Source organism: Mycolicibacterium hodleri, from assembly GCF_025822245.1.
Lineage (GTDB): Bacteria > Actinomycetota > Actinomycetes > Mycobacteriales > Mycobacteriaceae > Mycobacterium > Mycobacterium hodleri.
The window spans coordinates 293,693-317,388 of sequence record NZ_JACKTL010000033.1; the positions used below are offsets into that span (position 1 = coordinate 293,693).

General features: G+C 67.5%; 23 protein-coding genes and 3 tRNA genes. 13 read left to right on the forward strand and 13 right to left on the reverse strand.

Annotated features, from left to right (window positions below):
- Positions 1-8: 8 nt before the first annotated feature.
- The 3 genes from H7J06_RS13910 to H7J06_RS13920 all read left to right on the forward strand — a co-directional run bounded on the left by H7J06_RS13910 (position 9) and on the right by H7J06_RS13920 (position 1,315).
- A complete protein-coding gene (locus H7J06_RS13910; RefSeq protein WP_264039477.1) occupies positions 9-959 on the forward strand; it encodes a DUF3566 domain-containing protein in 951 nt (316 codons plus the stop codon).
- 68 nt (positions 960-1,027) lie between these two features.
- Positions 1,028-1,101, forward strand: a tRNA-Ile gene (locus H7J06_RS13915).
- 141 nt (positions 1,102-1,242) lie between these two features.
- Positions 1,243-1,315: transfer RNA gene (locus H7J06_RS13920), tRNA-Ala, on the forward strand.
- Between the two features lie 378 nt (positions 1,316-1,693).
- Here H7J06_RS13920 and H7J06_RS13925 read toward each other — a convergent pair.
- Positions 1,694-1,840 (reverse strand): hypothetical protein, encoded by a 147-nt coding sequence (locus tag H7J06_RS13925; RefSeq protein WP_264039478.1) that lies wholly within the window; start codon positions 1,838-1,840, stop codon positions 1,694-1,696.
- 179 nt (positions 1,841-2,019) lie between these two features.
- A complete protein-coding gene (cwsA, locus tag H7J06_RS13930) occupies positions 2,020-2,457 on the reverse strand; it encodes a cell wall synthesis protein CwsA (protein ID WP_264039479.1) in 438 nt (145 codons plus the stop codon).
- An 87-nt stretch (positions 2,458-2,544) separates the two neighbouring features.
- Here cwsA and H7J06_RS13935 point away from each other — a divergent pair, with 87 nt between their 5' ends.
- Positions 2,545-3,090: a peptidylprolyl isomerase gene (locus tag H7J06_RS13935; protein WP_264039480.1), complete on the forward strand. Its 546-nt coding sequence runs from the start codon at positions 2,545-2,547 to the stop codon at positions 3,088-3,090.
- Positions 3,091-3,148: 58 nt separating this feature from the next.
- Here H7J06_RS13935 and H7J06_RS13940 read toward each other — a convergent pair whose 3' ends face one another.
- Positions 3,149-3,568 carry a PH domain-containing protein gene (locus tag H7J06_RS13940; RefSeq protein ID WP_264039482.1) on the reverse strand — a complete coding sequence of 140 codons (420 nt, stop codon included), beginning with the start codon at positions 3,566-3,568 and terminating at the stop codon, positions 3,149-3,151.
- 155 nt (positions 3,569-3,723) lie between these two features.
- Positions 3,724-4,008 carry a cell division protein CrgA gene (gene crgA, locus H7J06_RS13945; RefSeq protein ID WP_264039483.1) on the reverse strand — a complete coding sequence of 95 codons (285 nt, stop codon included), beginning with the start codon at positions 4,006-4,008 and terminating at the stop codon, positions 3,724-3,726.
- Positions 4,009-4,108: 100 nt separating this feature from the next.
- Here crgA and H7J06_RS13950 point away from each other — a divergent pair, with 100 nt between their 5' ends.
- On the forward strand, positions 4,109-4,858 hold the full coding sequence (locus tag H7J06_RS13950) for a DUF881 domain-containing protein (RefSeq protein WP_264039484.1): 750 nt from the start codon (positions 4,109-4,111) through the stop codon (positions 4,856-4,858).
- Between the two features lie 18 nt (positions 4,859-4,876).
- Positions 4,877-5,545: an aminodeoxychorismate/anthranilate synthase component II gene (locus tag H7J06_RS13955; RefSeq protein ID WP_264039485.1), complete on the forward strand. Its 669-nt coding sequence runs from the start codon at positions 4,877-4,879 to the stop codon at positions 5,543-5,545.
- Here the strand turns inward: H7J06_RS13955 and pknB are convergent.
- The 7 genes from pknB to H7J06_RS13990 form a co-directional block, all read right to left on the reverse strand.
- The gene (gene pknB, locus H7J06_RS13960) at positions 5,529-7,421 is read right to left on the reverse strand and encodes a Stk1 family PASTA domain-containing Ser/Thr kinase (RefSeq protein ID WP_264039486.1); all 1,893 of its coding nucleotides are present in this window, start codon (positions 7,419-7,421) and stop codon (positions 5,529-5,531) included. The genes H7J06_RS13955 and pknB overlap by 17 nt on opposite strands.
- Positions 7,418-8,641 (reverse strand): protein kinase domain-containing protein, encoded by a 1,224-nt coding sequence (locus tag H7J06_RS13965; RefSeq protein WP_264039487.1) that lies wholly within the window; start codon positions 8,639-8,641, stop codon positions 7,418-7,420. Before H7J06_RS13965 ends, pknB begins: the two co-directional genes overlap by 4 nt.
- On the reverse strand, positions 8,638-10,116 hold the full coding sequence (gene pbpA, locus H7J06_RS13970; protein WP_264039489.1) for a D,D-transpeptidase PbpA: 1,479 nt from the start codon (positions 10,114-10,116) through the stop codon (positions 8,638-8,640). Before pbpA ends, H7J06_RS13965 begins: the two co-directional genes overlap by 4 nt.
- The gene (locus tag H7J06_RS13975) at positions 10,113-11,522 is read right to left on the reverse strand and encodes a peptidoglycan glycosyltransferase RodA (RefSeq protein ID WP_264039490.1); all 1,410 of its coding nucleotides are present in this window, start codon (positions 11,520-11,522) and stop codon (positions 10,113-10,115) included. Before H7J06_RS13975 ends, pbpA begins: the two co-directional genes overlap by 4 nt.
- Positions 11,519-13,033, reverse strand: a complete 1,515-nt coding sequence (locus tag H7J06_RS13980) for a PP2C family protein-serine/threonine phosphatase (protein WP_264039491.1) — start codon at positions 13,031-13,033, stop codon at positions 11,519-11,521. Before H7J06_RS13980 ends, H7J06_RS13975 begins: the two co-directional genes overlap by 4 nt.
- Positions 13,030-13,500 carry an FHA domain-containing protein FhaB/FipA gene (locus tag H7J06_RS13985; protein ID WP_056551509.1) on the reverse strand — a complete coding sequence of 157 codons (471 nt, stop codon included), beginning with the start codon at positions 13,498-13,500 and terminating at the stop codon, positions 13,030-13,032. The genes H7J06_RS13980 and H7J06_RS13985 overlap by 4 nt, the downstream gene beginning before the upstream one ends.
- A gap of 151 nt (positions 13,501-13,651) precedes the next feature.
- Positions 13,652-15,133 (reverse strand): FHA domain-containing protein, encoded by a 1,482-nt coding sequence (locus tag H7J06_RS13990; RefSeq protein WP_264039492.1) that lies wholly within the window; start codon positions 15,131-15,133, stop codon positions 13,652-13,654.
- A 234-nt stretch (positions 15,134-15,367) separates the two neighbouring features.
- Between H7J06_RS13990 and H7J06_RS13995 the strand changes: the two genes are divergently transcribed.
- The 3 genes from H7J06_RS13995 (at position 15,368) to H7J06_RS14005 (ending at position 16,588) form a co-directional block, all read left to right on the forward strand.
- Positions 15,368-15,450, forward strand: a tRNA-Leu gene (locus H7J06_RS13995).
- Positions 15,451-15,776: 326 nt separating this feature from the next.
- Positions 15,777-16,346, forward strand: coding sequence for a P-loop NTPase family protein (locus tag H7J06_RS14000; protein ID WP_264039493.1), 570 nt, complete (start codon positions 15,777-15,779; stop codon positions 16,344-16,346).
- Positions 16,347-16,390: 44 nt separating this feature from the next.
- On the forward strand, positions 16,391-16,588 hold the full coding sequence (locus H7J06_RS14005) for a hypothetical protein (protein ID WP_264039494.1): 198 nt from the start codon (positions 16,391-16,393) through the stop codon (positions 16,586-16,588).
- Here H7J06_RS14005 and H7J06_RS14010 read toward each other — a convergent pair.
- Positions 16,572-17,393, reverse strand: coding sequence for a carbon-nitrogen hydrolase family protein (locus H7J06_RS14010; protein WP_264039496.1), 822 nt, complete (start codon positions 17,391-17,393; stop codon positions 16,572-16,574). The genes H7J06_RS14005 and H7J06_RS14010 overlap by 17 nt on opposite strands.
- A gap of 193 nt (positions 17,394-17,586) precedes the next feature.
- Between H7J06_RS14010 and pip the strand changes: the two genes are divergently transcribed.
- Positions 17,587-18,564 carry a prolyl aminopeptidase gene (gene pip / locus H7J06_RS14015; RefSeq protein ID WP_264039497.1) on the forward strand — a complete coding sequence of 326 codons (978 nt, stop codon included), beginning with the start codon at positions 17,587-17,589 and terminating at the stop codon, positions 18,562-18,564.
- A gap of 71 nt (positions 18,565-18,635) precedes the next feature.
- On the opposite strand, the gene H7J06_RS14020 is transcribed toward pip, so the two are convergent.
- The gene (locus tag H7J06_RS14020; RefSeq protein ID WP_264039498.1) at positions 18,636-19,229 is read right to left on the reverse strand and encodes a TetR/AcrR family transcriptional regulator; all 594 of its coding nucleotides are present in this window, start codon (positions 19,227-19,229) and stop codon (positions 18,636-18,638) included.
- An 86-nt stretch (positions 19,230-19,315) separates the two neighbouring features.
- Between H7J06_RS14020 and H7J06_RS14025 the strand changes: the two genes are divergently transcribed.
- The 3 genes from H7J06_RS14025 (at position 19,316) to H7J06_RS14035 (ending at position 23,696) form a co-directional block, all read left to right on the forward strand.
- Entirely contained in the window at positions 19,316-21,295 is a 1,980-nt protein-coding gene (locus H7J06_RS14025) for an FAD-dependent monooxygenase (protein ID WP_264039499.1), read from the forward strand.
- Positions 21,296-21,455: 160 nt separating this feature from the next.
- Positions 21,456-22,868, forward strand: coding sequence for an NCS2 family permease (locus H7J06_RS14030; RefSeq protein WP_264039756.1), 1,413 nt, complete (start codon positions 21,456-21,458; stop codon positions 22,866-22,868).
- A 282-nt stretch (positions 22,869-23,150) separates the two neighbouring features.
- A complete protein-coding gene (locus tag H7J06_RS14035; RefSeq protein ID WP_264039500.1) occupies positions 23,151-23,696 on the forward strand; it encodes a VOC family protein in 546 nt (181 codons plus the stop codon).

The following is a 23,696-nucleotide window of genomic DNA, read 5'->3' on the forward strand; positions in this document are numbered from 1 at the left end:
AGCCGTAGGTGGGTTCACCGAACGAACCTGGACCACCGCGCACCGGCGATGGGACGGGAACAGCGAACGGCTCGAACGGCGGTCGCGACGCGGGTCAAGGCAACGGGGCCGCGTCCAGCGGCGACGTGCCGCCGTGGCAGCGCGGCGCCGCCACCCGGCCCCGGCAGCCCGAGGGACCGCGCGCAGGCGCGGCCGCCGGGCACTCGGCGGGCAACTCCCCCAATGCCGACGCTCGGCTCAACCGGTTCATCTCCGGTGGGCCGGTGTCGGGTCCTCCCTCACGTGACACGGCACCGCCACGGGAAGCCCCACCGGCGCGCGAGTCGGCTCCCCCACGGGACTCGGCTCCGACGCGTGACGTGACGCCGACCCGTGAGTTGACTCCGACACGGGAGCGGGAGGCCGACGCCGCCCCGCCCAGCCGGTCCGAGCGTGGTGAGTCGGCCCGTTCCGAGACCGCCTACGCCAGCGAGCTCCCCGACCTGTCCGGTGCCGCTCCCCGCGGACCGCGCAAGCCGGCGGCCGAGCGCACCTCGGGCGAACCGTCGTCCCGTCCGTCGGCCACCACACGGGCGTCGGCGGCCAGCCGGTCCCAGGGGCCGGTGCGGGCGAGCATGCAGATTCGACGCTTCGACCCCTGGAGCGTGTTGAAGGTCTCCCTGGTGCTCAGCGTCGCGTTGTTCTTCGTCTGGATGATCGCGATCGCGTTCCTGTACCTGGTGCTCGGTGGCATGGGCGTGTGGACGAAGCTGAACAGCAACGTCGGCGACCTGCTCACCAGTGCCAGCGGCAGTGGCGGCGAATTGGTTTCCAGCGGAACGATTTTCGGCGGCGCAGCCCTCATCGGTCTGGTCAACATCGTGCTGCTCACGGCGATGGCGACGTGCGGCGCGTTCATCTACAACCTGACCACCGACCTCGTCGGCGGCATCGAGGTGACCCTCGCCGACCGGGACTGACGACCGGCGGTTTGGGGCGACGGCAGTGGTTGCGGTAACCTCGTCCCTCGGCCGTCGTATGTGAATACGGGCCTGTAGCTCAGGTGGTTAGAGCGCTTCGCTGATAACGAAGAGGTCGGAGGTTCGAGTCCTCCCAGGCCCACGGTTTGCCTTACCGGAGGGGTGCGCTGTGAGAGCTTTCGTAGTGCTCACCCTTCTCGTCGCCGCGGTGGTGGTCGTCAGATCCCGCAATCGCGTCGAGGTGTGGCATGTGGCCGCCGATCAGCCGAGCTGATCACCAAGAGGGGCCTTAGCTCAGTTGGTAGAGCGCTGCCTTTGCAAGGCAGATGTCAGGAGTTCGAATCTCCTAGGCTCCACAAAGGGAACTCCGCCGCCTCCACGGGCCATGTCGGCCGCCGTCCCGTCAACAACTGATGACGACGCGCATCTACCGTGGAACCACCCCCGTGGCGCCTACACGAGACCAGCCGCTCGCGCAGCGAGGTAAACCGGGATCAGGATGACGACGGCTGCGACGAAGACAGACGCGCCGTATCGTCCATCAGAGAAGCCATAAGGCATACGTCAGCGCTCCGATCAGGACGACGACAGCACGCAGCGTCGCCTACAAGTGACCATCGGTCCAGCAGCCACGTCGAGACGCGTCACAGGCCGAGAATCACCTGGATGACAACCGGCGTGGACGGGTCGCTACGGTCCACGTGCGATCGTCGAAACTCCTTGGCACAGAACCCCTAACGCTCCAAGCCCTCGATGAGGGCGAAGCGAACGCGAGCCACGATGGCGTTGCTGGCCCGGCAGACTCCGGGTTGTTCCGAGCTGGCGTAGACGATCGGGCCCTCCTCCCCCAGCGTCCACCCGCCGGAGGGGTCGACCGTCATGAAGGGGCCACGACGGGCGTCGAAGAGGTAGACCGTCCACGGCGAGTCGAGGAGTCCTTGCTGGCGCGCCTGGACGGTGACGTCGACGACGCTGCGCGCGAGTGCGTCCCAGTTGGCCCGCTCGCGGATGAGGTTCGCCGCCGCGAAGGCCCGGTCGTCTCGCGACCCAGGCCGGGGACTCAGGGCCGCGGCGTCGCGTCGACGCTCGGGGGCAGGGGTGAGGGCTCGGGCTGGGTGGAGCGCCGAATGATCGAGAACGACACGGCCCCGACGGCGAGGACGGCCACGCCGATCCCGACCACGACGATCGGCTTGGGGCGACGACGGCCCCGGCGGGCTGCCTTGAGGGTGTCCGGAAGGCTGGTGACGGCCTCCTGGGCCGAGGCGAACTCGTTGGCGATGGCCTCCTGCGCGGCCGCGAGATCCTTCGTCAGCTGGCTCTTGAGCCGGTCGCGCCGGTACCGGTTGGCCGCCCACGCGACTGACGACCGCGTCGAGTTCAGCGCGACGCCGACCGCTCCCCTGGTCACGTCGACGGGACCCACCGTCGAGTACTTCAGTCCGCGGGCGATGCGTGCCGTCGGAGTCAATCGGGCGGCACTGATGGTGGAGCTCATGGCTCAGCCTCTCTGCGTGGGAACGTCGGCGACCACCCTATTGCGTGCCCCCTAGGAGGGGGCCGGAACTCGCAGGCGAAACCCGAAATGGCACACTGGCATCCCGTGACGAGTCCCATACAGACAGCAACCGCGACCCTGCACACCAACCGCGGTGACATCAAGATCGCGCTCTTCGGAAATCACGCCCCCAAGACCGTCGCGAACTTCGTCGGTTTGGCCCAGGGCACCAAGGATTACAGCACCGAGAACGCGTCGGGCGGCACCGAGGGTCCGTTCTACGACGGCGCGGTGTTCCACCGCGTCATTTCCGGTTTCATGCTCCAGGGCGGTGACCCCACGGGCACCGGACGCGGCGGCCCCGGTTACCAGTTCGCCGACGAATTCCACCCCGAGCTTGTCTTCGACAAGCCGTACCTGCTGGCCATGGCCAACGCCGGACCGGGCACCAACGGCTCGCAGTTCTTCATCACCGTGGGCAAGACGCCGCACCTGAACCGCAAGCACACCATCTTCGGCGAGGTCGTCGACCCCGAGTCGCAGGCCGTCGTCGACGCCATCGGCAACACGCCGACGGGTCCCGGCGACCGCCCGACCGAGCCGGTCGTCATCGACTCGATCACCATTTCCTGACCCAGTTCGAACCGATGCGCCCCGCGGGTGAATCCGCGGGGCGTCGTCGTGTGCGGGGCTACCGGCCTGCGTAGCCAGCGGCGGTCAACGCGTCGAGCACGTCGAGTGGGTCGGTCCCGAGATCCCACCGGGTGAACACCAGCAGCCGGTCGTCGGCGACCGTGTCGATCTCGAGCAGACGGACCTTGCGACCGATGCGACGGAACTCCGTAATGCGGATCTTCGCGACGTCGTGGCGGCCGACGACGTGGGTGCCAAACCAGCCGCGGACCGCGAGTCCCGCGTCGGTGATTGCCAGCTTTGGCCGAGCTCGCCACGACAGCCCGGCAAACGCCAGTAGTCCGGCCGCGGCAACGCTGGCGAGAACACGTCCCGGCACGTCTGTGACCAGCGTCACAGCCGCAAATGCCATCCCGAGGCCGAAAACGCCAGCGGCCACGATTCCCCCGGTCCTGGGGCTCCACTCAGTTTGCTGCATGGGGTGTGACCAGCCTGTATGTGTGCTTGATCATGTTATCCACAACTGCTATCCCCAATGGGGATGAATCACAACCGTGTGATTGCGTGACGGGCAGGTGGCCGCCAGGAGAACGCGAGTTGACGACGACGGATCGGTCCTGGTCGGGGTATCGCTCAACGCCAGCGCATCGTGAGCAACAGTCCCGTGATCATGAAGGCAAACGCGATGGCGTAGTTCCACTGCGCCAGATTCGCCATCCACGACAGGAAGCTGGGGGCGTCGACGGGGTTGGTCGCGGCGAGTTGGAACACCAACAACCACACCAGGCCGAGCAGCATCAGGCCGACGAACAACACCACGAACCAGACGCTCGACGGGCCAACCTTGACCTTGACCGGCGTCCGACTGACGGGGCTGATCGTGAAGTCGTTCTTCTTGCGAACCTTGGACTTGGGCATGGTTACCTTCGGGCGGTTGGCGCCACGCGAGCTAAGCGGTGCGACGATGGAGCGGATGCAACCCAGAGCGTAACGCAGCACGGCGCGAGGAGGAGAAACGATGGCTTGTGCGGGCCGATCCCCCTGGCGATTCGGCGTGCCGGTGGTCTGCCTGTGCGCCGGCCTGCTGCTGGCCACCACCCACACCGTGTCCGGCGGCAGCGAGATCCGCCGCAGTGACGCCCCTCGGCTGGTCGACCTCGTGCGCGACGCGCAGGCGTCGGTCGACGGATTGTCCGGGCAGCGCGAACGGCTCGTCGACGAGGTCGACAACCATCACGGCGGCAGCCCGTCGGCCTCGGCCGCGCTGACCGCGATCACCCAGCGCGCCGGCGCGCTGTCGGCCGCCGCCGGCTTGGAGGCCGAGCACGGTCCCGGCCTGGTGGTAACGCTGAACGACGCGCAGCGCGACGCGGAGGGCAGGTTCCCCGGCGACGCCTCGGCCGACGACCTCGTGGTGCACCAGCAGGACATCGAGGCGGTGCTGAACGCGATGTGGAGCGCCGGCGCGGAGGCCATCCAGATGCAGGATCAGCGGATCATCGCCACCTCCGCTCCCCTGTGCGTCGGCAACACGCTCCTGCTGAACGGGCGCACCTACAGCCCGCCGTACGTGGTCACCGCGATCGGTGACGCCTCCGCGATGCAGGCGGCGCTGGCCGCGTCACCGATGATCGAGCTCTACAAGCGGTACGTGCTGCGCTTCGGGCTCGGCTACGCCGAGGAACGCCAGTCGGACGCGAAGGTCGTCGCCCATCCCCCGGCGGTGCGCATGCGCTACGCGAAGCCGGCCGGTCCCCTCGGCTACTGAGCCCAGTAACCTGGGCTGATGCGCGTCCTCGTCGTCGACAACTACGACAGCTTCGTCTTCAACCTGGTCCAGTACCTCGGACAGTTGGGCGTGCACGCCGACGTGTGGCGCAACGACGACCCGCGACTCGCTTCCGACGCCGACGTCGCCAAGGCTGCCGAGGACTTCGACGGCATCCTGCTGAGCCCCGGACCGGGCACCCCGGAGCGGGCGGGAGCGTCGATTCCGCTCGTCCACGCCTCGGCGGCCGCGGCGACGCCACTGCTCGGGGTGTGCCTCGGGCATCAGGCCATCGGGGTCGCCTTCGGTGGCACCGTCGACCGCGCTCCGGAACTTCTGCACGGCAAGACCAGCAGCGTCAATCACGCGGATGTTGGTGTGCTGAAAGGACTTCCGGATCCGTTCACCGCGACGCGGTATCACTCGCTGACCATCCTGCCCGACACGATGCCCGACGAGCTCGAGGTGACGGCACGGACGTCGGGTGGCGTGGTGATGGGCGTGCAGCACGTGGAACTACCGATTCACGGCGTGCAGTTCCACCCCGAGTCGATCCTCACCGAGGGCGGGCACCGGATGCTCGCCAACTGGCTGGCGGCGTGCGGTCAACCGCTCGACGAGCCGCTGGTGAGCACGCTCGAGCGCGAGGTCGCCGATACGGTGCGGACGGCTACTGCGCGAAGCTGATCGTGATCGTGTCGCCGAACTTCAACGGCGTTCCCGCCGACGGGCTCATCGTGGCGACCGAATTGGTCGGGAAGCCGCTGTTCTGCGCATTGGGGAGCTTGTTCAGGTCACCGGTCCACCCCATCGACCGCAGCAGCGGTTCGGCGTCGACCCAGAACTGCCCCAGCAGGTTTGGCATCGTGAACTGGTTGCCGCGTGACACCTGCAACTGGATCGGCGTGTTCACCGGGACGTCGGGGGTGTTCGCCGGCGGCAAGGTGCCCATCACCTGACCCTTGGTGTTGGCGAGCCCGTCAACCTCGACGGGGATGGGCGGTGCGGTGAACTCGTTGGCGACGAGGATCTGAGTGGCCACGTCGACGGTTTGGCCTGCGACCGAGGGCACCGTCTTCTTGTTCGGCCCGCTGCCCACGACGATGGTGATGACGTTGGTGATCGCCGACGACGAGTTGGCCAGGGGGTTGGTCGCCAGCACCCGGTCCTTTTGTTCCGGGGTCGACGCCGACGCTGACTGGGTGATCTTCTCGAATCCCGCGCTCTTGAGTTTGGTGGCGCATTCGGAGTAGGTCAGGTTGGCGCAGTCCGGCACCTCGGCCTGCTGCGGGCCGGTCGAGACGTTGATGGTGATCTGGTCGTCACGGGCTGCGGCGGTGTTGGCCGCGGGGTCGGTGCTGATCACGTCGCCGACGGGGACCTCGGAATCCGGCTGCTGGCTGCGGACGGTCTTGAAGCCGAGGTTCTGCAGGGAGACGACGGCCTCGTCGTACTTCTGGCCGCGCAGGTCCGGGATCTGCACGTCGCGGGGGTTGCCGCCGACGAAGTTCAGCAGCACCGTCACGACGACGGTCAGCACCGCCAGCACCGCGACGATGGCGAACCACCGGCCGATGGCCGGGTTGCGCTCCTTTGGCACGTATCGCGGCTGATGGGCCGCCGGGATGTTCTCGGTCGGCTGCTGGTGGCGCCCGAGCGCGGGACCGGCCGACAGCAGGGAGGTGCGCTCGGCGTCGGTGAACACCTTCGGCGCCTCGGGGGCCTCGCCACTGTGCACGCGAATCAGGTCGGTGCGCATCTCCGCGGCGGTCTGATACCGGTTGTCGGGGTTCTTGGCCAGGGCCTTGAGCACGACGGCGTCCAGCTCCGGCGACAACGCCGGGTTGCGCTCCGACGGCGGGACCGGATCTTCGCGCACGTGCTGATAGGCCACTGCGACGGGGGAGTCACCCACGAAAGGTGGCTCGCCCGTGAGCAATTCGTAGAGCACGCAGCCCAGCGAGTACACGTCGGAGCGGGCGTCGACCGTCTCGCCACGGGCCTGCTCGGGCGACAGGTACTGGGCGGTGCCGATGACAGCGGCGGTCTGGGTGACGCTGACGCCGCCGTCGTGCAGCGCCCGGGCGATGCCGAAGTCCATCACCTTCACGGCGCCGGACTTGCTCATCATGATGTTGGCGGGCTTGACGTCGCGGTGGATGATGCCGTGCTGATGGCTGAAGTTCAGCGCCTGGCAGGCGTCGGCGATGATCTCGATGGCCCGGCGCGGTTCGATCGGTCCGTCGTTGTGGACGATGTCGCGCAGCGTGACGCCCTCGACGTACTCCATGACGATGTACGGCAGCGGCCCGGTGGCGGTCTCGGCCTCGCCGGTGTCGTACACCGCGACGATGGCCGGATGGTTCAGTGCGGCGGCGTTCTGTGCCTCGCGGCGGAAGCGGAGGTAGAAGCTCGGGTCCCTGGCCAGGTCGGCGCGCAGCACCTTCACCGCGACGTCGCGGTGCAGCCGGACGTCGCGGGCGAGGTGGACTTCGGACATGCCGCCGAAGCCGAGGATTTCTCCAAGTTCATAGCGGTCGGACAGGTGTTGAGGGGTGGTCATCGAGACATCTGTTCTGCGAGTGAAGGCCCGCTGAGGCCGGGCATGGCGCCCGGCGTGGGCGGAGGAACCGACACCACCGTGGTGCTGGTCTCCGTAGACGGGGCCGTCTTCTTGTCGTTGCGGTCCTGGACGTTCAAGACCATGAGGATCGCGATGATGATCGCGAGCGCACCCAGCACGCCGGCCGCCCACAGCAGCGCCCGCTGACCGGGGGAGAACGTGCGCTTCGGGGGAGGCGTCCGGTGGCTACCGGTCGGAGGCCGGGTGCGGACGTTGGCCGTCGGAGGCCGGCCGTAGTCCGGAACCGCGCGGGTCTGGGCGGTCGACGGGATGGCGGCGGGCGTGGCCCGGCCGATCGTGGGGGCGTGGTTGGGCCGCGGGGGCCTGCGCCCGGCGCGAACCGCCGCGACCGCGTCGGCGAACGTGCCGCCGGTGCGGTACCGCTGGCCAGGCTCCTTGAGCAGGCTGATCTCGATCAGCTCGCGGACGTTCGGGGGGATGTCCGCGGGCAGCGGCGCCGGCTGCTCCTTGATGTGCTTCATCGCGACGGTCAGCGCGCCCTCGCCGATGAACGGCCGCCGCCCGGCGACGGATTCGTAGCCGACGACGCCCAATGAGTAGACGTCGCTGGCGGGGGTGGCGTCGCGGCCCAGCGCCTGCTCGGGGGCGATGTACTGCGCGGTGCCCATCACCATGCCGGTCTGCGTCACCGGCGCGGCGTCGACGGCCTTGGCGATGCCGAAGTCGGTGAGCTTCACCTGGCCCGTCGGGGTGATCAGGATGTTGCCGGGCTTGACGTCGCGGTGGACCAGTCCGGCGGTGTGCGCGACCTGCAGCGCCCGTCCGGTCTGCTCCAGCATGTCCAGGGAGTGGCGCAGCGACAGTCGCCCGGTGCGCTTGAGCACCGAGTTCAACGGTTCGCCGGTCACCATTTCCATGACGAGATAGGCCGTGCGGCCGGCGTCGTCGAGTTCGGTCTCGCCGTAGTCGTAGACGCTGGCGATGCCGGGGTGGTTCAGCATGGCCACGATCCGGGCCTCGGCGCGGAACCGCTCGACGAACTCGGGGTCGGTCGAGAATTCGGCCTTGAGCACCTTGATCGCAACCTGGCGTCCCAGCCGGGTGTCCAGGGCTTCCCACACCTGGCCCATGCCGCCCGTCGCGATGAGTCGCTGAAGACGGTAGCGGTCGGACAGCGTCACTCCGACGCGCGCGGTCATGATCCCTCCCGCAGGGCCGCGGCAATGGTTGCCCGGCCGATCGGCGCAGCGAGGGCGCCACCGGTCGCGGACAATCGGTCCCCGCCATTCTCCACTAGCACCGCGATTGCGACCTTCGGCGCCTTGGCCGGGGCGAACGCGATGTACCACGCGTGGGGCGGCGTGTTCCGCGGATCCGAGCCGTGCTCGGCCGTCCCGGTCTTGGAGGCGATCTGGACGCCTGCGATGGACCCCGTCTGCTGGGTGTCCTGTTCGGCGCCGATCATCAGGTCAGTAAGTGTAGTGGCGACCTGCGGGGACACCGCGCGCCGAAGTTCCTGCGGGCTGGTCGAGCTGAGGCTGCCGAGGTCGGGTCCCTTGAGGTCCTCCACCAGATACGGCTGCATGGTCACCCCGCCGTTGGCGACGGTCGCGGCGATCATCGCGTTCTGCAGGGGCGTGAGGGCGACGTCCTTCTGCCCGATGCTGGACATGCCCAGCGCGGCGTCGTCACCGATGGGGCCGACGGTCGACGCGGCCACCTGAAGCGGGATGGGCGGGGGAGCCGTGTCCAACCCGAACGCCTGGGCGGTGCGGCGCAGCGCGTCGGCGCCGGTGCGGATTCCGAGGTCGACGAAGGCGGTGTTGCACGACTTCGCGAACGCGATGCGCAGAGTGGTGGTCGGGTCGTTGCCGCACGTCGAACCGCCGTAGTTCTCCAGCGTTGCAGTGCTGTCGGGCAACGGGATTCGAGCCGCCGCGGTGACCTGGGTGTCCGGGTTGGCGCCGTTGGCGAGCGCCGCCGCGGTGGTGACGACCTTGAACGTCGAACCAGGGGGGTAGGTCTCGGAGATGGCACGGTTGACCAGCGGCGAGTCGGGGTCGTCCCGCAGCTGCTGCCAGGTCTGGGACTGAACGTTGCCGTCATGAGACGCCAACAGGTTTGGGTCGTACGACGGTGACGAGACCATCCCGAGGATCTTTCCGGTGGACGGCTCCAATGCCACGACCGAACCCTTGCATGGGCCGCCGTTGCACCCCTTTTGCATGGCATCCCAGGCGGCTTGCTGTACCTGCGGATTGATGGTGGTGGCGACGTTCCCGCCGCGGGGGTCGCGGCCGGTGAAGAAGTCGGCGAGCCGACGGCCGAACAGGCGCTCGTCGGATCCGTTGAGCACGGTGTCCTCGGCGCGCTCGAGCCCGGTGCTGGAGTACAGCAGCGAGTAGAAGCCGGTCACCGGGGCGTAGGCCTGCGGGTTCGGGTACACCCGCAGGAAGCGGAAGTGTCCGTCGGTCGAGGTCGAGTAGGCAAGCAGCTGGCCGCCCGCCGAGATCTGCCCGCGCTGACGGGAGTACTCGTCGAGGAGCACCCGCTGGTTGCGCGGGTCCGAGCGTAATCCGTCGGCCCGAAACACCTGCGTCAGTGTGGCGTTAGCCAGCAGCAGCACGATCAGGCCCATGATTGCGATCGACACGCGTCGCAGTGAGGTGTTCATACGCGCCCGATCACCTCCGTGCGCGCCGCGGCGATCGGCGTGGCGTTCGGCGCCTTGCCGTCCAACGGGCGGCGAGCCGAGTGGGAGATGCAGATCAGGATGGCCAAGAGCACGTAGTTGGCGATGAGCGAGGATCCGCCGTACGACAACCACGGGGTGGTGAGCCCGGTCAGGGGAATCAGCTTGGTGACGCCGCCGACGACGATGAACAACTGGATCGCCAGGGTGGAGGCCAACCCGGCGGCGAGCAGCTTGCCAAAGCTGTCCCGCACGGCGACCGCCGTGCGCAGGCCGCGGATGACCAGGATCGTGTAGAGCATCAGGACGCCGGCGAAGCCGACGAGGCCGAGCTCTTCGCCGATGGCGGCGATGATGAAGTCGGTCGACGCGGCGGGCACGGTGCCGGGCTGGCCGTTGCCGAGACCGGTGCCGAAGATGCCGCCGGTGGCAAAGCTGAACAGTGACTGCACCATTTGGTAGCCGGCGCCGTCCGGATCGGCGAAGGGATCCAGCCAGGTCTCGACGCGCACCCGGACGTGGGCGAACGCGTGGTAGGCGACGACGCTGCCGGCCGCAAAGAGCAAGAGCCCCAACAGAACCCAGCTGATCCGGTCGGTGGCGATGTAGACGATCACCAGAAACGACGCGTACAGCAGCAGCGACGTGCCGAGGTCCTTCTCGAAGACCATGACGCCGATCGACGCGATCCAGGCGGCGAGCAGCGGCGCCAGGTCGCGCGGCCGGGGCAGGTTCATCCCCAGGATGTGCTTGCCGGCGCTGGTGAACAGGCTGCGCTTGGACACCAGGACGGACGCGAAGAAGATCAGCAGCAGGATCTTGGAGATTTCGGCGGGCTGAATCGAGAAGCCCTGGAACCGAATCCAGATCTTGGCGCCGTTCTCCTCCGACATCGAACTGGGCAGGATGGCGGGGATGACGAGCAGGACCAGACCGACCAGTCCGCACACGTAGCCGTACCGGGCGAGCATGCGATGGTCGGTCAGGAATGCCACGACGAGGCAGAACGCGATCACCCCGACCAAGGTCCACAGCATCTGCTGGTTGGCGCTCGGACCACGGGCACCGCCGGCTGCCCCCTCGGCGAGGTCCAGACGGTGAATCATCACCAGTCCCAACCCATTTAGCAGGGCCACCACCGGAAGGAGCAGGGGATCGGCATAGGGCGCAAACCTGCGGACGGCGACGTGGGCGGCGGCGAACAGGGCGAGGTATCCGAGGGTGTACTGGGCCAGATCCCAGTTGAGGCCCTGCTCCTGGTTGGCTTCGACGATGAGCAGCGCGACGGTGGTGATCAGCGCCGCGAACCCGAGTAGCAGTAGTTCGGAGTTGCGCCGGTTGGGCAACGGTGGCACGACGGTCACCGGGGCCTGCGGCTGCGTGCTCATGACGCGGTCCGGCAGTCGGTGCCCGGCTTCTGTGGCGGAGGCGGAAGGGCGGTGCCGGTGGGCGTGGGTGTGGTTGCGGGTGGCGGTGCCGTCACCGTGGGGGTGGTCTCGAGCGCGGGACTGCCTGCGGCGGTGCTCGGCGGCGGGGCGGTCGACGTCGTCGTCGTCGGTGACGCGGACGTACTGGGCGGGGGAGGGGTCGGGCTGGGCGGCGGGGTGGACGTCGTCGTGCGAGCCGACGCGGGCACGCAGACCGGCAGGACCGACGACTGGGCCAGCTCGCGGAGCTGGCGGATCGCCTCGTCGAGGGTGCCCCCGGGCAGCCCGGCGGTCACCTGGGCGCGCTCGGACTCGCGAAGGTCGGCGACCTGGAGGGGCTTGCACCCGCCACGGGCGTCGTCGACGCCGATGTTGGTGATCGAGTTGCGCGAGTCCAGGCACGCGATCTGGAAGGTCTCCTGCAGCGACATCCCGGCGACGCTGCCCTGCACCCCACGCATGATGTAGACCGAGCCGTCGCGCTCGGCGACGTAGTAGTTGTTCTGAATCACCGTGCGGCCCACCGCAAGTCCGGCAAGGACCAGCACCAGCAGCAGCAGCGCGACGAAGATCATGGTGCGGCGCGAGCGTGGCTTCTTCGCGGGGGCGGCGGGTTCGACGGCGGGACGGTTGGCCGCCGCCGCGACGCGCTTGGGGTTGAAGGCCGACGCCCGTCCGGCCGCGGTGTTGGGGGGTGCGCTCTGGTCGTCTTGACCGGAGACCGCACCGGCGAGAATCGGTTGGGTCTGGCCGTATTCGTAGTCGACGACGTCCGCGACCACCACGGTCACGTTGTCCGGACCGCCGCCGCGCAGAGCCATCTCGATGAGCCGGTCGGCACTCTCGGTGACGTCGGGGATCTGCAGGGCGTCGAGGATCGTGTCGTGGCTGACGGGGTCGGACAGGCCGTCGGAGCACAGCAGGTAGCGGTCGCCGGCGTGGGCTTCGCGCACCGTAAGCGTGGGCTCGACCTCGTGGCCGGTCAGCGCCCGCATGATCAGCGACCGTTGTGGGTGGCTGTGCGCCTCCTCGGCGGTGATGCGACCCTCGTCGACCAGGGTCTGGACGAAGGTGTCGTCCTTGGTGATCTGGGTCAGCTCGCCGTCTCGAAGCAGGTATCCCCGCGAGTCGCCGACGTGCACCAGGCCAAGTCTGTTTCCCGCGAACAGGATTGCGGTGAGGGTGGTGCCCATGCCCTCGAGGTCGGGGTCGGACTCGACGTGCGCGGCGATGGCCGAGTTGCCTTCGTGGACTGCGGAGTTGAGCTGGCTGAGCAGGTCCCCGCCGGGCTCGTCGTCGTCGAGGTGGGCCAGCGCGGCGATCACCAGCTGGGAGGCGACCTCACCGGCGGCGTGCCCGCCCATGCCGTCGGCGAGTGCCAGCAGGCGCGCACCGGCGTACACCGAGTCTTCGTTGTTGGCGCGCACCAGGCCGCGGTCGCTGCGGGCGGCGTACCGGAGGACGAGACTCATGGGCGCAACTCGATCACGGTCTTGCCGATCCGCACCGGCGTGCCCATCGGAACCCTTACCGCCGTCGTCACCTTCGCCCTGTCAAGGTATGTACCGTTGGTCGATCCTAGGTCCTCGACGTACCATTCGGACCCTCGTGGCGACAGCCGCGCATGCCGTGTCGACGAATAGTCGTCGGTCAGCACCAGCGTGGAGTCGTCGGCGCGACCGATGAGGACGGGCTGGGCACCCAACTGAATGCGCGTGCCCGCCAACGCGCCTTCGGTGACCACCAGCTGGCGGGGGGTGTTGCGGCGCTGACCGCGGCTGGGCAGCAACGTGCCGCGCAGCGCGAGCCCCCGCTTGACCATCACCGCACCGGTGGGCGCGTAGATGTCGGTACGCAGAATCCGCAGCACGGACCAGATGAACAGCCACAGCAGCAACAGGAAACCGACGCGCGTCAGCTGCAGCACTATCCCCTGCATCTGACGTCCTCTCCGTCACCGTCCCGATGTCGCCGCCTCGGCGTCACCGCACCGGGCTCAGCCGTCGTCGGCAACGTCACGATACTTGGGCCGGTGACGGGTTCGAGGCACGAGTATGGCCCAGCCCTACAGCCGTCGCCAGCCTGAGCGCTCAGTGAACGCGGACGATGATCTCGGAATGACCCAGACGGATGGTGTCACCGTCGGCCAACTGCCACTCCTGAACGGGAGCGTTGTTGACCGTGGTGCCGTTGGTGGAGTTCAGGTCGGAGAGCAGTGCGATCTGGCCGTCCCAGCGGATTTCCAGGTGGCGCCGCGAGACGCCGGTGTCCGGAAGGCGGAACTGAGCGTCCTGGCCGCGTCCGATGACGTTGGCGCCCTCACGAAGCTGATAGGTGCGACCGCTGCCGTCGTCGAGCTGAAGCGTCACCGTGGCACCGGCTGAGCCGTACCCGCCACCCGCGCCGTACCCGGCCACCGGTGCGGCGGCAGGCGGCTGCCCGTAGTCGTAGCCGGCCTGGCCGTACCCACCGTCGGCGGGCTGGCCGTAGCCGGGGTCGGCGTAGCCCTGGGGTGAGCCCTGGTCGCCGTAGCGGCCATAGTCGGCCTGGGTGCCGTAGCCGCCCGGTTCCGGTCGCCCGTAGCCCTGGGCGCCGTAGCCCTGGTCGGGGTAACCGCCCTGGTCCGGGTAGCCACCCTGGTCGCCGTACCCACCCTGATCCGGGTAGCCGCCCTGATCGGGGTAGGACGGACGCGGCGGCTCGGCCGGACGGCCGTAGTCCTCACCGCGAGGCGGGGCCGGGGGACGGCCGTAGTCGTAGCCGCCGGCGTCGCCGTACCCGCCCGGAGCACCGGCTGGGGGGCCGTATCCGGGAGGCGGCTGACGGTACCCCTGGTCGGGGTACCCGGCGGGCGGGCTGGCGGGTGGGCCGTACCCGGCGGGCGACCTCTGGTCATAGGTCGGCGGCGGGTAGCCCTGGTCCGGGTAACCACCGCGGTCGTAGCCACCCTGCTCCGGGTAGCCGCCTGCGGGCTGACCCGCTGCGGGGGGAGGCGGGTAGCCGCCCTCGGGGGCCGGCGGATACGGGGCGCGGGGTTCCTCGCCCTGACGGTTGTACTCGTAGTAATCGTCGCCAGGCTGCGCTGGTCCCTGGCCGCCGCCGCGGTAACTCGGGTTGTCGGTCATGGGTGGAACTCCTGGTTCTGCGGTGAGAGCACGGGCAGGGTCTGGGGGTGCAGAGGCGCTTCCGCCGCTGGTCGAGTCTGGGTTGACCGTTCCACGGGTGCGAAACTGGCCGGTGTGCAACTGCGGTGACGCCTCGAATCCAACGACCACATCACCATACGTTTGCCACCCTTGGTCACGGATGTATCCCTCCAGGTATCGGGCGAATGTCGTCGGTGTGAGGTCGGGGTCGGCGCGGACCTTGTGAAAGTCGGATGCACTGAGGGTAATGACGTAGTCGTTTGGGGCCAAAATTCGGCGGCCGCCGACTTCGCGCGCACCGGCGTCGGCTTCGCGCTGGAGGATGGCCTCGACCTCCTGCGGAACGATGCTCCCGCCGAAGACGCGCGCGAAGGTGTCACCGACGGTTGCCTCGAGCTTGCGCTCGAAGCGGTCGACGAGTCCCATGTCACCGCCTGCCTCGCTGTTCGTCGTGGTGGCCGCGTTCGACGCAGTACGGAACCTGCGTGTCGCGGGTGTCGATTCCTCTTGGCATGGTATCGGCCATCGGCGTCAGAACGTCACCGACCGGCACCGGTTATCAGATCGAGGCTGGTCAGAGACGTCCACGACGGCATACATGGGCCAAGCTGCGCGGTTGGGAGAGCGGCCCGAGAGCGTGATAGTCTCACCCGGTTGTTGGGGCGAGTGGCGGAATGGCAGACGCGCTGGCTTCAGGTGCCAGTGTCCTTCGGGACGTGGGGGTTCAAGTCCCCCTTCGCCCACAATGAGCGGTTCCACGAACTGCGACGCCAAAGGTCACGATCTCGAAAGAGGTCGTGACCTTTGTGTTTTGGGGTCACATCTGGGCCACGGTTGCGACGTCAAGCGCCGTGGGGATCTTGTCGCAAAGGATCCCGTATTCGTGGAAGCGGACCACTCGCATGCAAGGTAGGTGGGGCCAGGTTGATGGAGCTGTGTGAAGGCTGTTCCGGACACGAGGGTGCCAGGAACATGATCGTCCGGCGACGATGTCTCGTAAGTAGAAACGAGGTCGATCAGTCCTCTCAGTTGGTGGGGAGAAATCGACCCCGGCGCTACGCTCAGGTGCGTGCTGTCGGCAGCCGATCCCGTCACCTGGCGACCTCAGCGCATCGCTATTGCTGGCGTGACGGGATCTGGCAAGTCGACGTTGGCCAAGCGACTTTCGAGCCGGTTGAGTCTCACTTATGTTGAAATCGACGGCCTGTTCCACGGCCCCAACTGGGAACCGCGACCCGACTTCGTCCGTGACGTGGAGGCAGTCATCTCCGGAGATTCGTGGGTGGTCGAGTGGCAGTACTCAGCGGTCCGCGCGAAGATCCTCGAACGCGCCGACACGCTGATTTGGCTCGACCTTTCGACGCCACTGACCCTGTACCAGCTGACTCGCCGCACAGTTCGCCGGCGGCTGCGGAGAGTGGAGCTCTGGAACGGCAACTATGAAGGGCCACTGCTTAGCTTCTTCACTGACTCTGACCACATCGTGCGCTGGGGAATCCGCACCCGGAACAAGCTCCGAGGCCGAATCCCAGCCGTTGCGGCGTCGAATCCGAATGTGCGTGTGGTGAGACTTGCTTCCCGGCGCGATATCGAACTGTGGATGAGTCACGTTGCCGCCAAGCCCGAACAGAATTCATAGGCTTACTCGGGTAGGACCGGAGATGCTGATCCGGTGGGTTCGAGATGTTGGGTGTCAGCGAGTGCAGCCACCTGCCGATTGTGAAAGTAGCCATCCTGGCGCAGGGTGATGATGCGGCCGGGGATCGATCGAAAGTTCGCGTAGCAACCCCCGCCAAACGTCTGTATGAGCGCAAGGGCTTTCACGGCGTCGGCCAGGGCAACGGACCGCTGGGATTGGCGCTGATCAAAGATCTCCGATGACGACGGAGGAGTACTGGCGGTGCACGGCCGGGTTAGTGTGACCGTCCCAGCCACGTGGATCGAACGGACGTGAGTGGGCGTCGATGGTGGTGACGACCAGCCCGACCTCGTGGGGATTGGCCGCGGAGAGCAGTGCGCCGTCGGGGTCGACGATTCGGCTGCTGCCCAACGCGGCGCGTCCGTGCTGTCGTCCGGCAATATCGGCGATGACCACAGACACCGTGTTGTCGACCGCCCGTGCTATGGGAAGAGTTTCACTTCTGGTGCGTAACCGGTTGTCCAGCGGTGCGTTTCGAAGATGGCCGCTGTTGGTGGGAACGAAAATGACCGTCGCTCCCTTGCTGGCAAGGATCCGCGCCGGCTCGACGTACCAGAGATCGTTGCAGATCATGACGCCCACGACGGTGCCACGGAAGGCGATGACCGGCAGTTCCGTGCCGGCGCGGATGACGGTCCGGTAGCCCGGATAGACCTTGCGGTAGACGGCCTGCACGGCTCCATCAGCGAGGAAGGCTGCCGAGTTGTACAGCTGGCCGTCGTCGGCGCGTTCGGTGAAGCCAACGACGCTGGCGACCGGCGAGGACGTCAACGGCGTGAGCAGTCGGCGAAGTTCTTTCACACTGACTGCGACATCGTGGGGACTTTGACCGTCCGCCTCGTGGGCCAGTCCGCCCAGAATTGCCTCTGGGCAACACATGAGGTCAACGCCAAGGCGCTCGCACTGGGTGAGTTGCTCCCTGATCAGCTCCACGGCGTCCATTGAGCCGAACGGCAGATACGGGCCCTGGTACGCCGCGACCTTCACCCGTTGCAGTGTTCCACCCGATGGGGCGGGGCTGGGTCCGATGGCGGCGTCAGCGTCGGCGCACGCAGTGGGCATTTGTTCAATTTCTATAATTCGTCCGTGCGTCTCGTTTGGTAGAGAATCGAGGTCGATCAGTTCCTGTCTCGATTCTTCGCGGCGCTGGGGACATGGGCCGTCGGTAGCGTGGTCGGTTGTGTCTGAACGCCGACCGTTTCCCGAGCCGCAGGTATACGACCACGGGCTGCTCGACGTCGGTGAGGGCAACCTCGTGTACTGGGAGGCCAGGGGCAAACCTCGTGGTCGGCCGGTCCTGGTCGTGCACGGTGGACCTGGATCCGGCAGACCACGGCGCGGCCACAAGGGGTTCGACCCGGAGGCATTTCAGGTCGTGCTGTTCGACCAACGTGGCTGCGGGAGCAGCACGCCTCACGCCAGTGACCCGGCAACGGTCATGGCGCACAACACCACCGAGCACCTGCTCGCCGACATCGAAGCATTACGCGAGCACCTGGGCGTCGACCGATGGCTGCTCTACGGCGGCTCCTGGGCGTCGACGCTGATCCTGGCCTACGCCCAACGCCACCCCGACCGGGTCCTCGGCATCATCCTCATTGGGGTCACCATGACCCGGCCCCGAGAGATCGACTGGCTCTACGGTGGGGTGCGTCTTCTGTTCCCGGCCGAATGGGAACGCTTCCGCGCTGGGGTACCCGAGCCTCACCGCGACGGGAACCTCGTCGAGGCCTACCGACAGCTGATGGAGAACCCCGACATCGCCGTGCGGCAACAGGCTGCCCACGATTGGTGCACGTGGGAAGACGCCGTCATTTCCCACGAAACCTTGGGCAGCCCGGGTCAGTACGGTGCCAAGCCCGACGCCGCGAAACTGGCGTTCGTGCGGATCTGCACGCACTACTTCGCCCACCACGCGTGGCTCCAGGACGGTCAGTTGCTGCGGGACGTGCACCGCCTGAGGGGAATCCCCGCAGTGTTGATCCACGGGCGACTGGACCTGTCCGGTCCGCTGCTCACCGCATGGGAACTGGCTCAAGCCTGGCCGGACGCCGAGTTGCGAATCATTGAGGACACCGGCCACACCGGCAGCCCCGCCATGGGCGCCGCGGTCATCGACGCCATCGCCAGGTTCCACCCGACGCGTTCTCACTACTAGCCGGGTGTGGTCGAGCACCGCAAGCCTTTCGACGATGCCGCTGATGAGAACTCGGCGACGCCGCGTTCGTTTCATGACTTGACGGGGGGCGCTGGTAGCCCGTGCTCGAGCAGATCGAAGATCGCATGCAAGGCTGTACGCGGATCGGGTTCGTCACCGACGAATTGAGGGATCTCCAGCACGTAACGGGCGGCGGCGCGCGCCGTCACATCGCTTGGCGGAAGCGCCAATTCGGCCGCAATGGCTTCAGCGAGAGGCGCCTCGCAACGGATCCAGAGCTTTCGCGAGTACTCCCTCAAGGCGGGCGTTCCCATGATCAGTTCAGTGCGCCGTCGGAACAGCTTGGACGGATGCTGCTCGAATGGTCCCCGCCCAGCCATGAAGTCCCGCAGCGCAGCGATCACCGAGACGCCCTCCGGTCGGTCGTGGACGGCGCCGAGCAGGCTCTCTCGTCGCTCCACACCGTCGTCGAACATCACCGCCGGCTTCCCGTCGGGAACGTGCTTGAACAGGGTGGGCACCGAGACGTCGACCTCGTCGGCAATGTCCTTGACCGCCACGGCGTCATAACCTCGGGCCAAGAACAACCGCTCGGCGGCCTCGGAGAGAGCACGACGCGTCTGGGCGTTCTTTCGCTCACGACGCCCGAGCGGCTCGGTGGTCATCGCCTCACCATACCGCTCCATGCAACTTGCTCATTAACATTAGTGGATATATAACGTTAGTGGATTAAGGTATCGAAGGGACACACATGGTTGACACATCCGCTGAAGAAACAGCCGTTCTCGTCGTCGGTGGCAGCCTGGTGGGGCTGACAGCGGCGGTCTTCCTTGCATCGCAGGGGGTTTCGACGGTCCTCGTCGAGCGGCACTCAGGCAGCGCTCTGCATCCGCGCGCCATTGGCTACACCACCCGGACGATGGAGCTGTTTCGCAGCGTGGGGATCGAGCTACCACCAAGCACGCAGGGTGGCCCCCCACGGCGCGCTCGAGTCGAGAGTCTCACGGGTTCTTGGTTCGAGGAATACCCCTGGTCGCCAACAGAATTCAGCGCCTCGAACGCAAGCGACCACTCACCGGCCCACGCCAGTGCGATCGCCCAGGACGCCTTGGAGCCCATCCTGCGGCATCGCGCCGTAGAACTCGGCGCAGACCTCCGGCTGGGTACTGAACTCGTGTCCTTCCAAGACGACGAAGGTGGAGTCACCGTCACGCTGCGCAGGCGGGCCGACGGCAGCGAATATCACGTCAAGGCCGATTATCTGATTGCAGCAGATGGGGCCAAAAGCTCTGTCCGGGACGCGTTGCGCATCGGCCGCACCGGCCGGGGACAGTTGTCGGTGCGGCGCAGCATCCTGTTTAGCGCGCCGGAACTCGAACAGCATCTGCGTCACGGCATCGTGCAATTCGAGATCGAGCAAGACGGATTCGACGCCTTTCTGACGACCTACTCCGACGGTCGCTGGGTGCTGATGCTCAACGATGACCGCGACCGCAGCGAAGACGAACAATGCGACGCGATCCGCCGCGCCACCGGAATGGACGACCTGGTGATCGACCTGATCACCACGGGGCGCTGGGAGTTGTCGGCGCTCATCGCCGATCACTTCAGTTGCGGGCGGGTGTTTCTCGTCGGCGACGCCGCACATCAGCTCCCTCCCAACCGCGGCGGATACGGTGCGAACACCGGGATAGGTGATGCGCACAATCTGGCCTGGAAAATCGCTGCGGTTCTCGAAGGCCGCAGCGAGGCGCGTCTCCTGGACACCTATGACGCAGAGCGACGGCCCGTCGCGTGGCTGCGTCACAACCAGATCTTCGCCCACGACGACTACAAGGCGTACGGCGACGCGTCTGCGCCAGCAGAAGAGATCATCGACGACGTCGCGATGGAACTCGGCCAGCTCTACCGTTCTGCGGCACTCCCCGATGTCGGCCCGGAGCTGCCCGCAGCCCGGACACCAGACGAGTGGACCGGGCAACCCGGCACGCGGGCGCCGCACGTGTGGATCGACCGGCACCGCTCGACGCTCGACGCATTCGGGTCCCGCTGGACATTGGTGACCGGTTCCGAGACGTGGCGCAGCGCCACCGACGACGTCACACGCAATCTCGGCATCCAGGTTGAGATCCTTTGTGTGGCAACTGAATCGGAGGTGTCTCGGACTGTGGCCGCCGCGTACGGGCTAGGCGCCGGCGGCGCGGCCCTGGTCCGACCCGACGGCTACGTCGCCTGGCGTGCCGTGACGGCGCCGACCAGTCGCACAGCAGCGCTCACGGCCGCGTTGACGGCCGCCGCGATGGCCGTTCCCCGACCGTCCGCTTGGGACGACCACGCTGCCATCGTCGACCTCACCGCCCGCTACGCCGACGCCATCAACCGTGGCTGGAAGGACAAGACCGTTCAACCCGAGCTGATCCCACAGATCTTCACCACCGACGGCACGTTCCTTCACCCGGGTACGCCGCCGACAAAGGGGGCAGCCGCGATCGCGGCCGCCCTGCCAGAAGCCACGGCGCACGTGCCCTTCGCGATGCACGCATTCCTCAACCCCGTGCTCGTCATCGACGGTGACACCGCTGCCGGCGAGTGGTTGATGTGGCTCGCCGCCAGCGGCGACGACGACCCCCGCGCCGCGTACCTCGGCGCCGACATCGGCTACGCACGTACCGCCGAGGGGTGGCGCATCCAATCGATCTCCATCACACCGGGAATTCGCCTACCGGCATGAGCTAGCCGCGACCGCGAATCCTCACGCCCACGGTGAGGATCGACATGCGCGTAATGCGACCTTGCGTGGCGCGCACGGAGGCCGCCGCCGCCGAGAAGACCCAGCTGGGACGTGATCGGCGCGCGACTCTAGGGTCGTCGGCGTGGAGAACACGCAATCCCTGAACCGTCTCGACCGCTTCTTCGAGATCACCGCGCGGCAGTCGACCGTCGGCACCGAGATCCGCGGCGGCTTGGTCACCTTCATCGCGATGGCCTACATCATCGTGTTGAACCCGATCATCCTGTCCAGCTCGGCGGACGTGGCAGGCAACCGACTGGACTTCGCGCAGGTGTCGGCCACCACGTCGCTGGCGGCGGGCGTCATGACGATCCTGTTCGGCGTCATCGCGCGGCTGCCCTTCGCATTCGCAGCGGGCCTCGGCATCAACTCGTTCCTCGCGACGACGGTGGTCGGCTCGGTCACCTGGCCCGAGGCCATGGGTCTGGTCGTGATCAACGGCGTCATCATCGTGATCCTGGCGGCGACCGGACTGCGCAGGCTGGTCTTCGACGCCGTGCCGATGGAACTCAAGCTCGCGATCACGGCGGGCATCGGGTTGTTCATCCTGTTCATCGGTCTGGTCGACGCGGGCTTCGTCGGAGCCACCGGCGTGCCGTCCCCACCGGTCGGGCTGGGCAGCCGTGGCGCCGGATCGATCAGCACCGTGCCCGTCCTGGTGTTCGTTTTCACCCTGCTGCTGACCGGCGTGCTGGTGGTCCGGAAGGTCCGCGGCGGCATCCTGATCGGCCTCGTCACGGGTACGCTGCTCGCCGTCGTCATCGAGGCCATCTGGCACTTGGGCTCGGCGGTCGACAAGCCCGGCGGGTGGAGCCTGTCGGTGCCGACGCTGTCGGGGTCGCCGTTCGCGTTACCAGACCTGTCGCTGGTCGGCGCGTTCACGCTGAACAGCTTCGGCCGCATCGGCGTGCTGGCGGCCGTGATGCTGGTGTTCACGTTGGTGTTCGCGAACTTCTTCGACGCCATGGGCACGCTCACCGGGCTGTCGCGCGAGGCCGGGCTGTCCGACGAGAAGGGCAACTTCCCCCGGCTGAAGGCGTCGCTGATCGTCGAGGGCGCCGGTGCGGCCGTCGGCGGCGCGACGTCGGCGTCGTCGAACACCGTCTTCATCGAGTCCGGCGCGGGCGTCGAGGAGGGCGCGCGCACCGGCCTGGCCAACGTGGTCACCGGCGTGCTGTTCCTGGCCGCGATGTTCATTTCGCCGCTCGCGTCGATCGTGCCGACGGAGGTGGCCGCCGCGGCGCTGGTCGTCGTCGGCGTGATGATGGTGTCGCAGCTGCGTCACATCGACGTCTCCGAGTTCTCGGTCGCCATGCCGGTAGTGCTCACCGTCGCCGCGATGCCGTTCACCTACTCGATCGCCAACGGCATCGGGATCGGATTCATCGCGTGGGTGGTGACGCGGTCCGCGACCGGCAAGGTCCGCGAGATCAGCCCGCTGCTGTGGATCGTGACGGCCGGGTTCGTCGTCTACTTCGCCCGCGGCTGGCTCGAGACGCTGATCGGGCTCTGAGACGTTCGCGGTTCCCCGCTGACCGCCTCGACGACGCCACCGGTCGAGCGCGCGGTCAGCGCGCAGCGAATCCTGTTGGCCAGCCGGCAGATCGTGTCTCACTCGTGCGAGCTGTGCGTCGCACTGCTCTGGGGCACGGAGCTCTTCGGCATCGGCTCAGTATCGAGCGCACTGCCCTTCGTCGTCCGGTGTCGTCACAGGCCTGAAGGGCCGACACCACGAGTCGACCGGACATGCCCCTGGGATGCGTCGGTTCCTCGACGGTCGAGTTAGCATCCGCCCATGGCGATCGACGTGTCGTTGCGTTCGGCGACCGACGACCAGGTGCGGACGGCTACCCGGTGGTCTGGCGGACTGTGGCTGGCGGCAACAGTGGGGATGCTCTGTCTGGAGCGCGCTATGCACGCGACGGGCGGTCCGGGGATCATCGCGTTCGAGTTGGCCGGCAGCGAGCGCCGCGTGACCTACATCCTCGACAGCTGGGGCCCAAAGGGTGTCGCGGCTGCACGTGCGTCACTGCGGCTCGACTTCGGTTACATGTGCACCTACGGCGTGTTCGCGGCGCTGCTCGCAGAAGGTGCCGAACGTCGGCTCGCACGCCGTCGGTCGAAGGTCCGACTAGCCCGGTGGGCGCAGGTTGCGTGCTTGGCGGCGGTGGCCGCCGATGCACGCGAAGGCGTGGCGCTGTTGAACATCCTGCACGGCCGGGACCGGCAGGCGCACGCAACCCGGGCCCGCCGGGCGGCGCTGACGAAGTTCGGACTGCTGTCTGCCGTCCTTCTGTATTGGGCGATCTCGCATGCCCCCGAACGGCACTCGGGGTCCTGA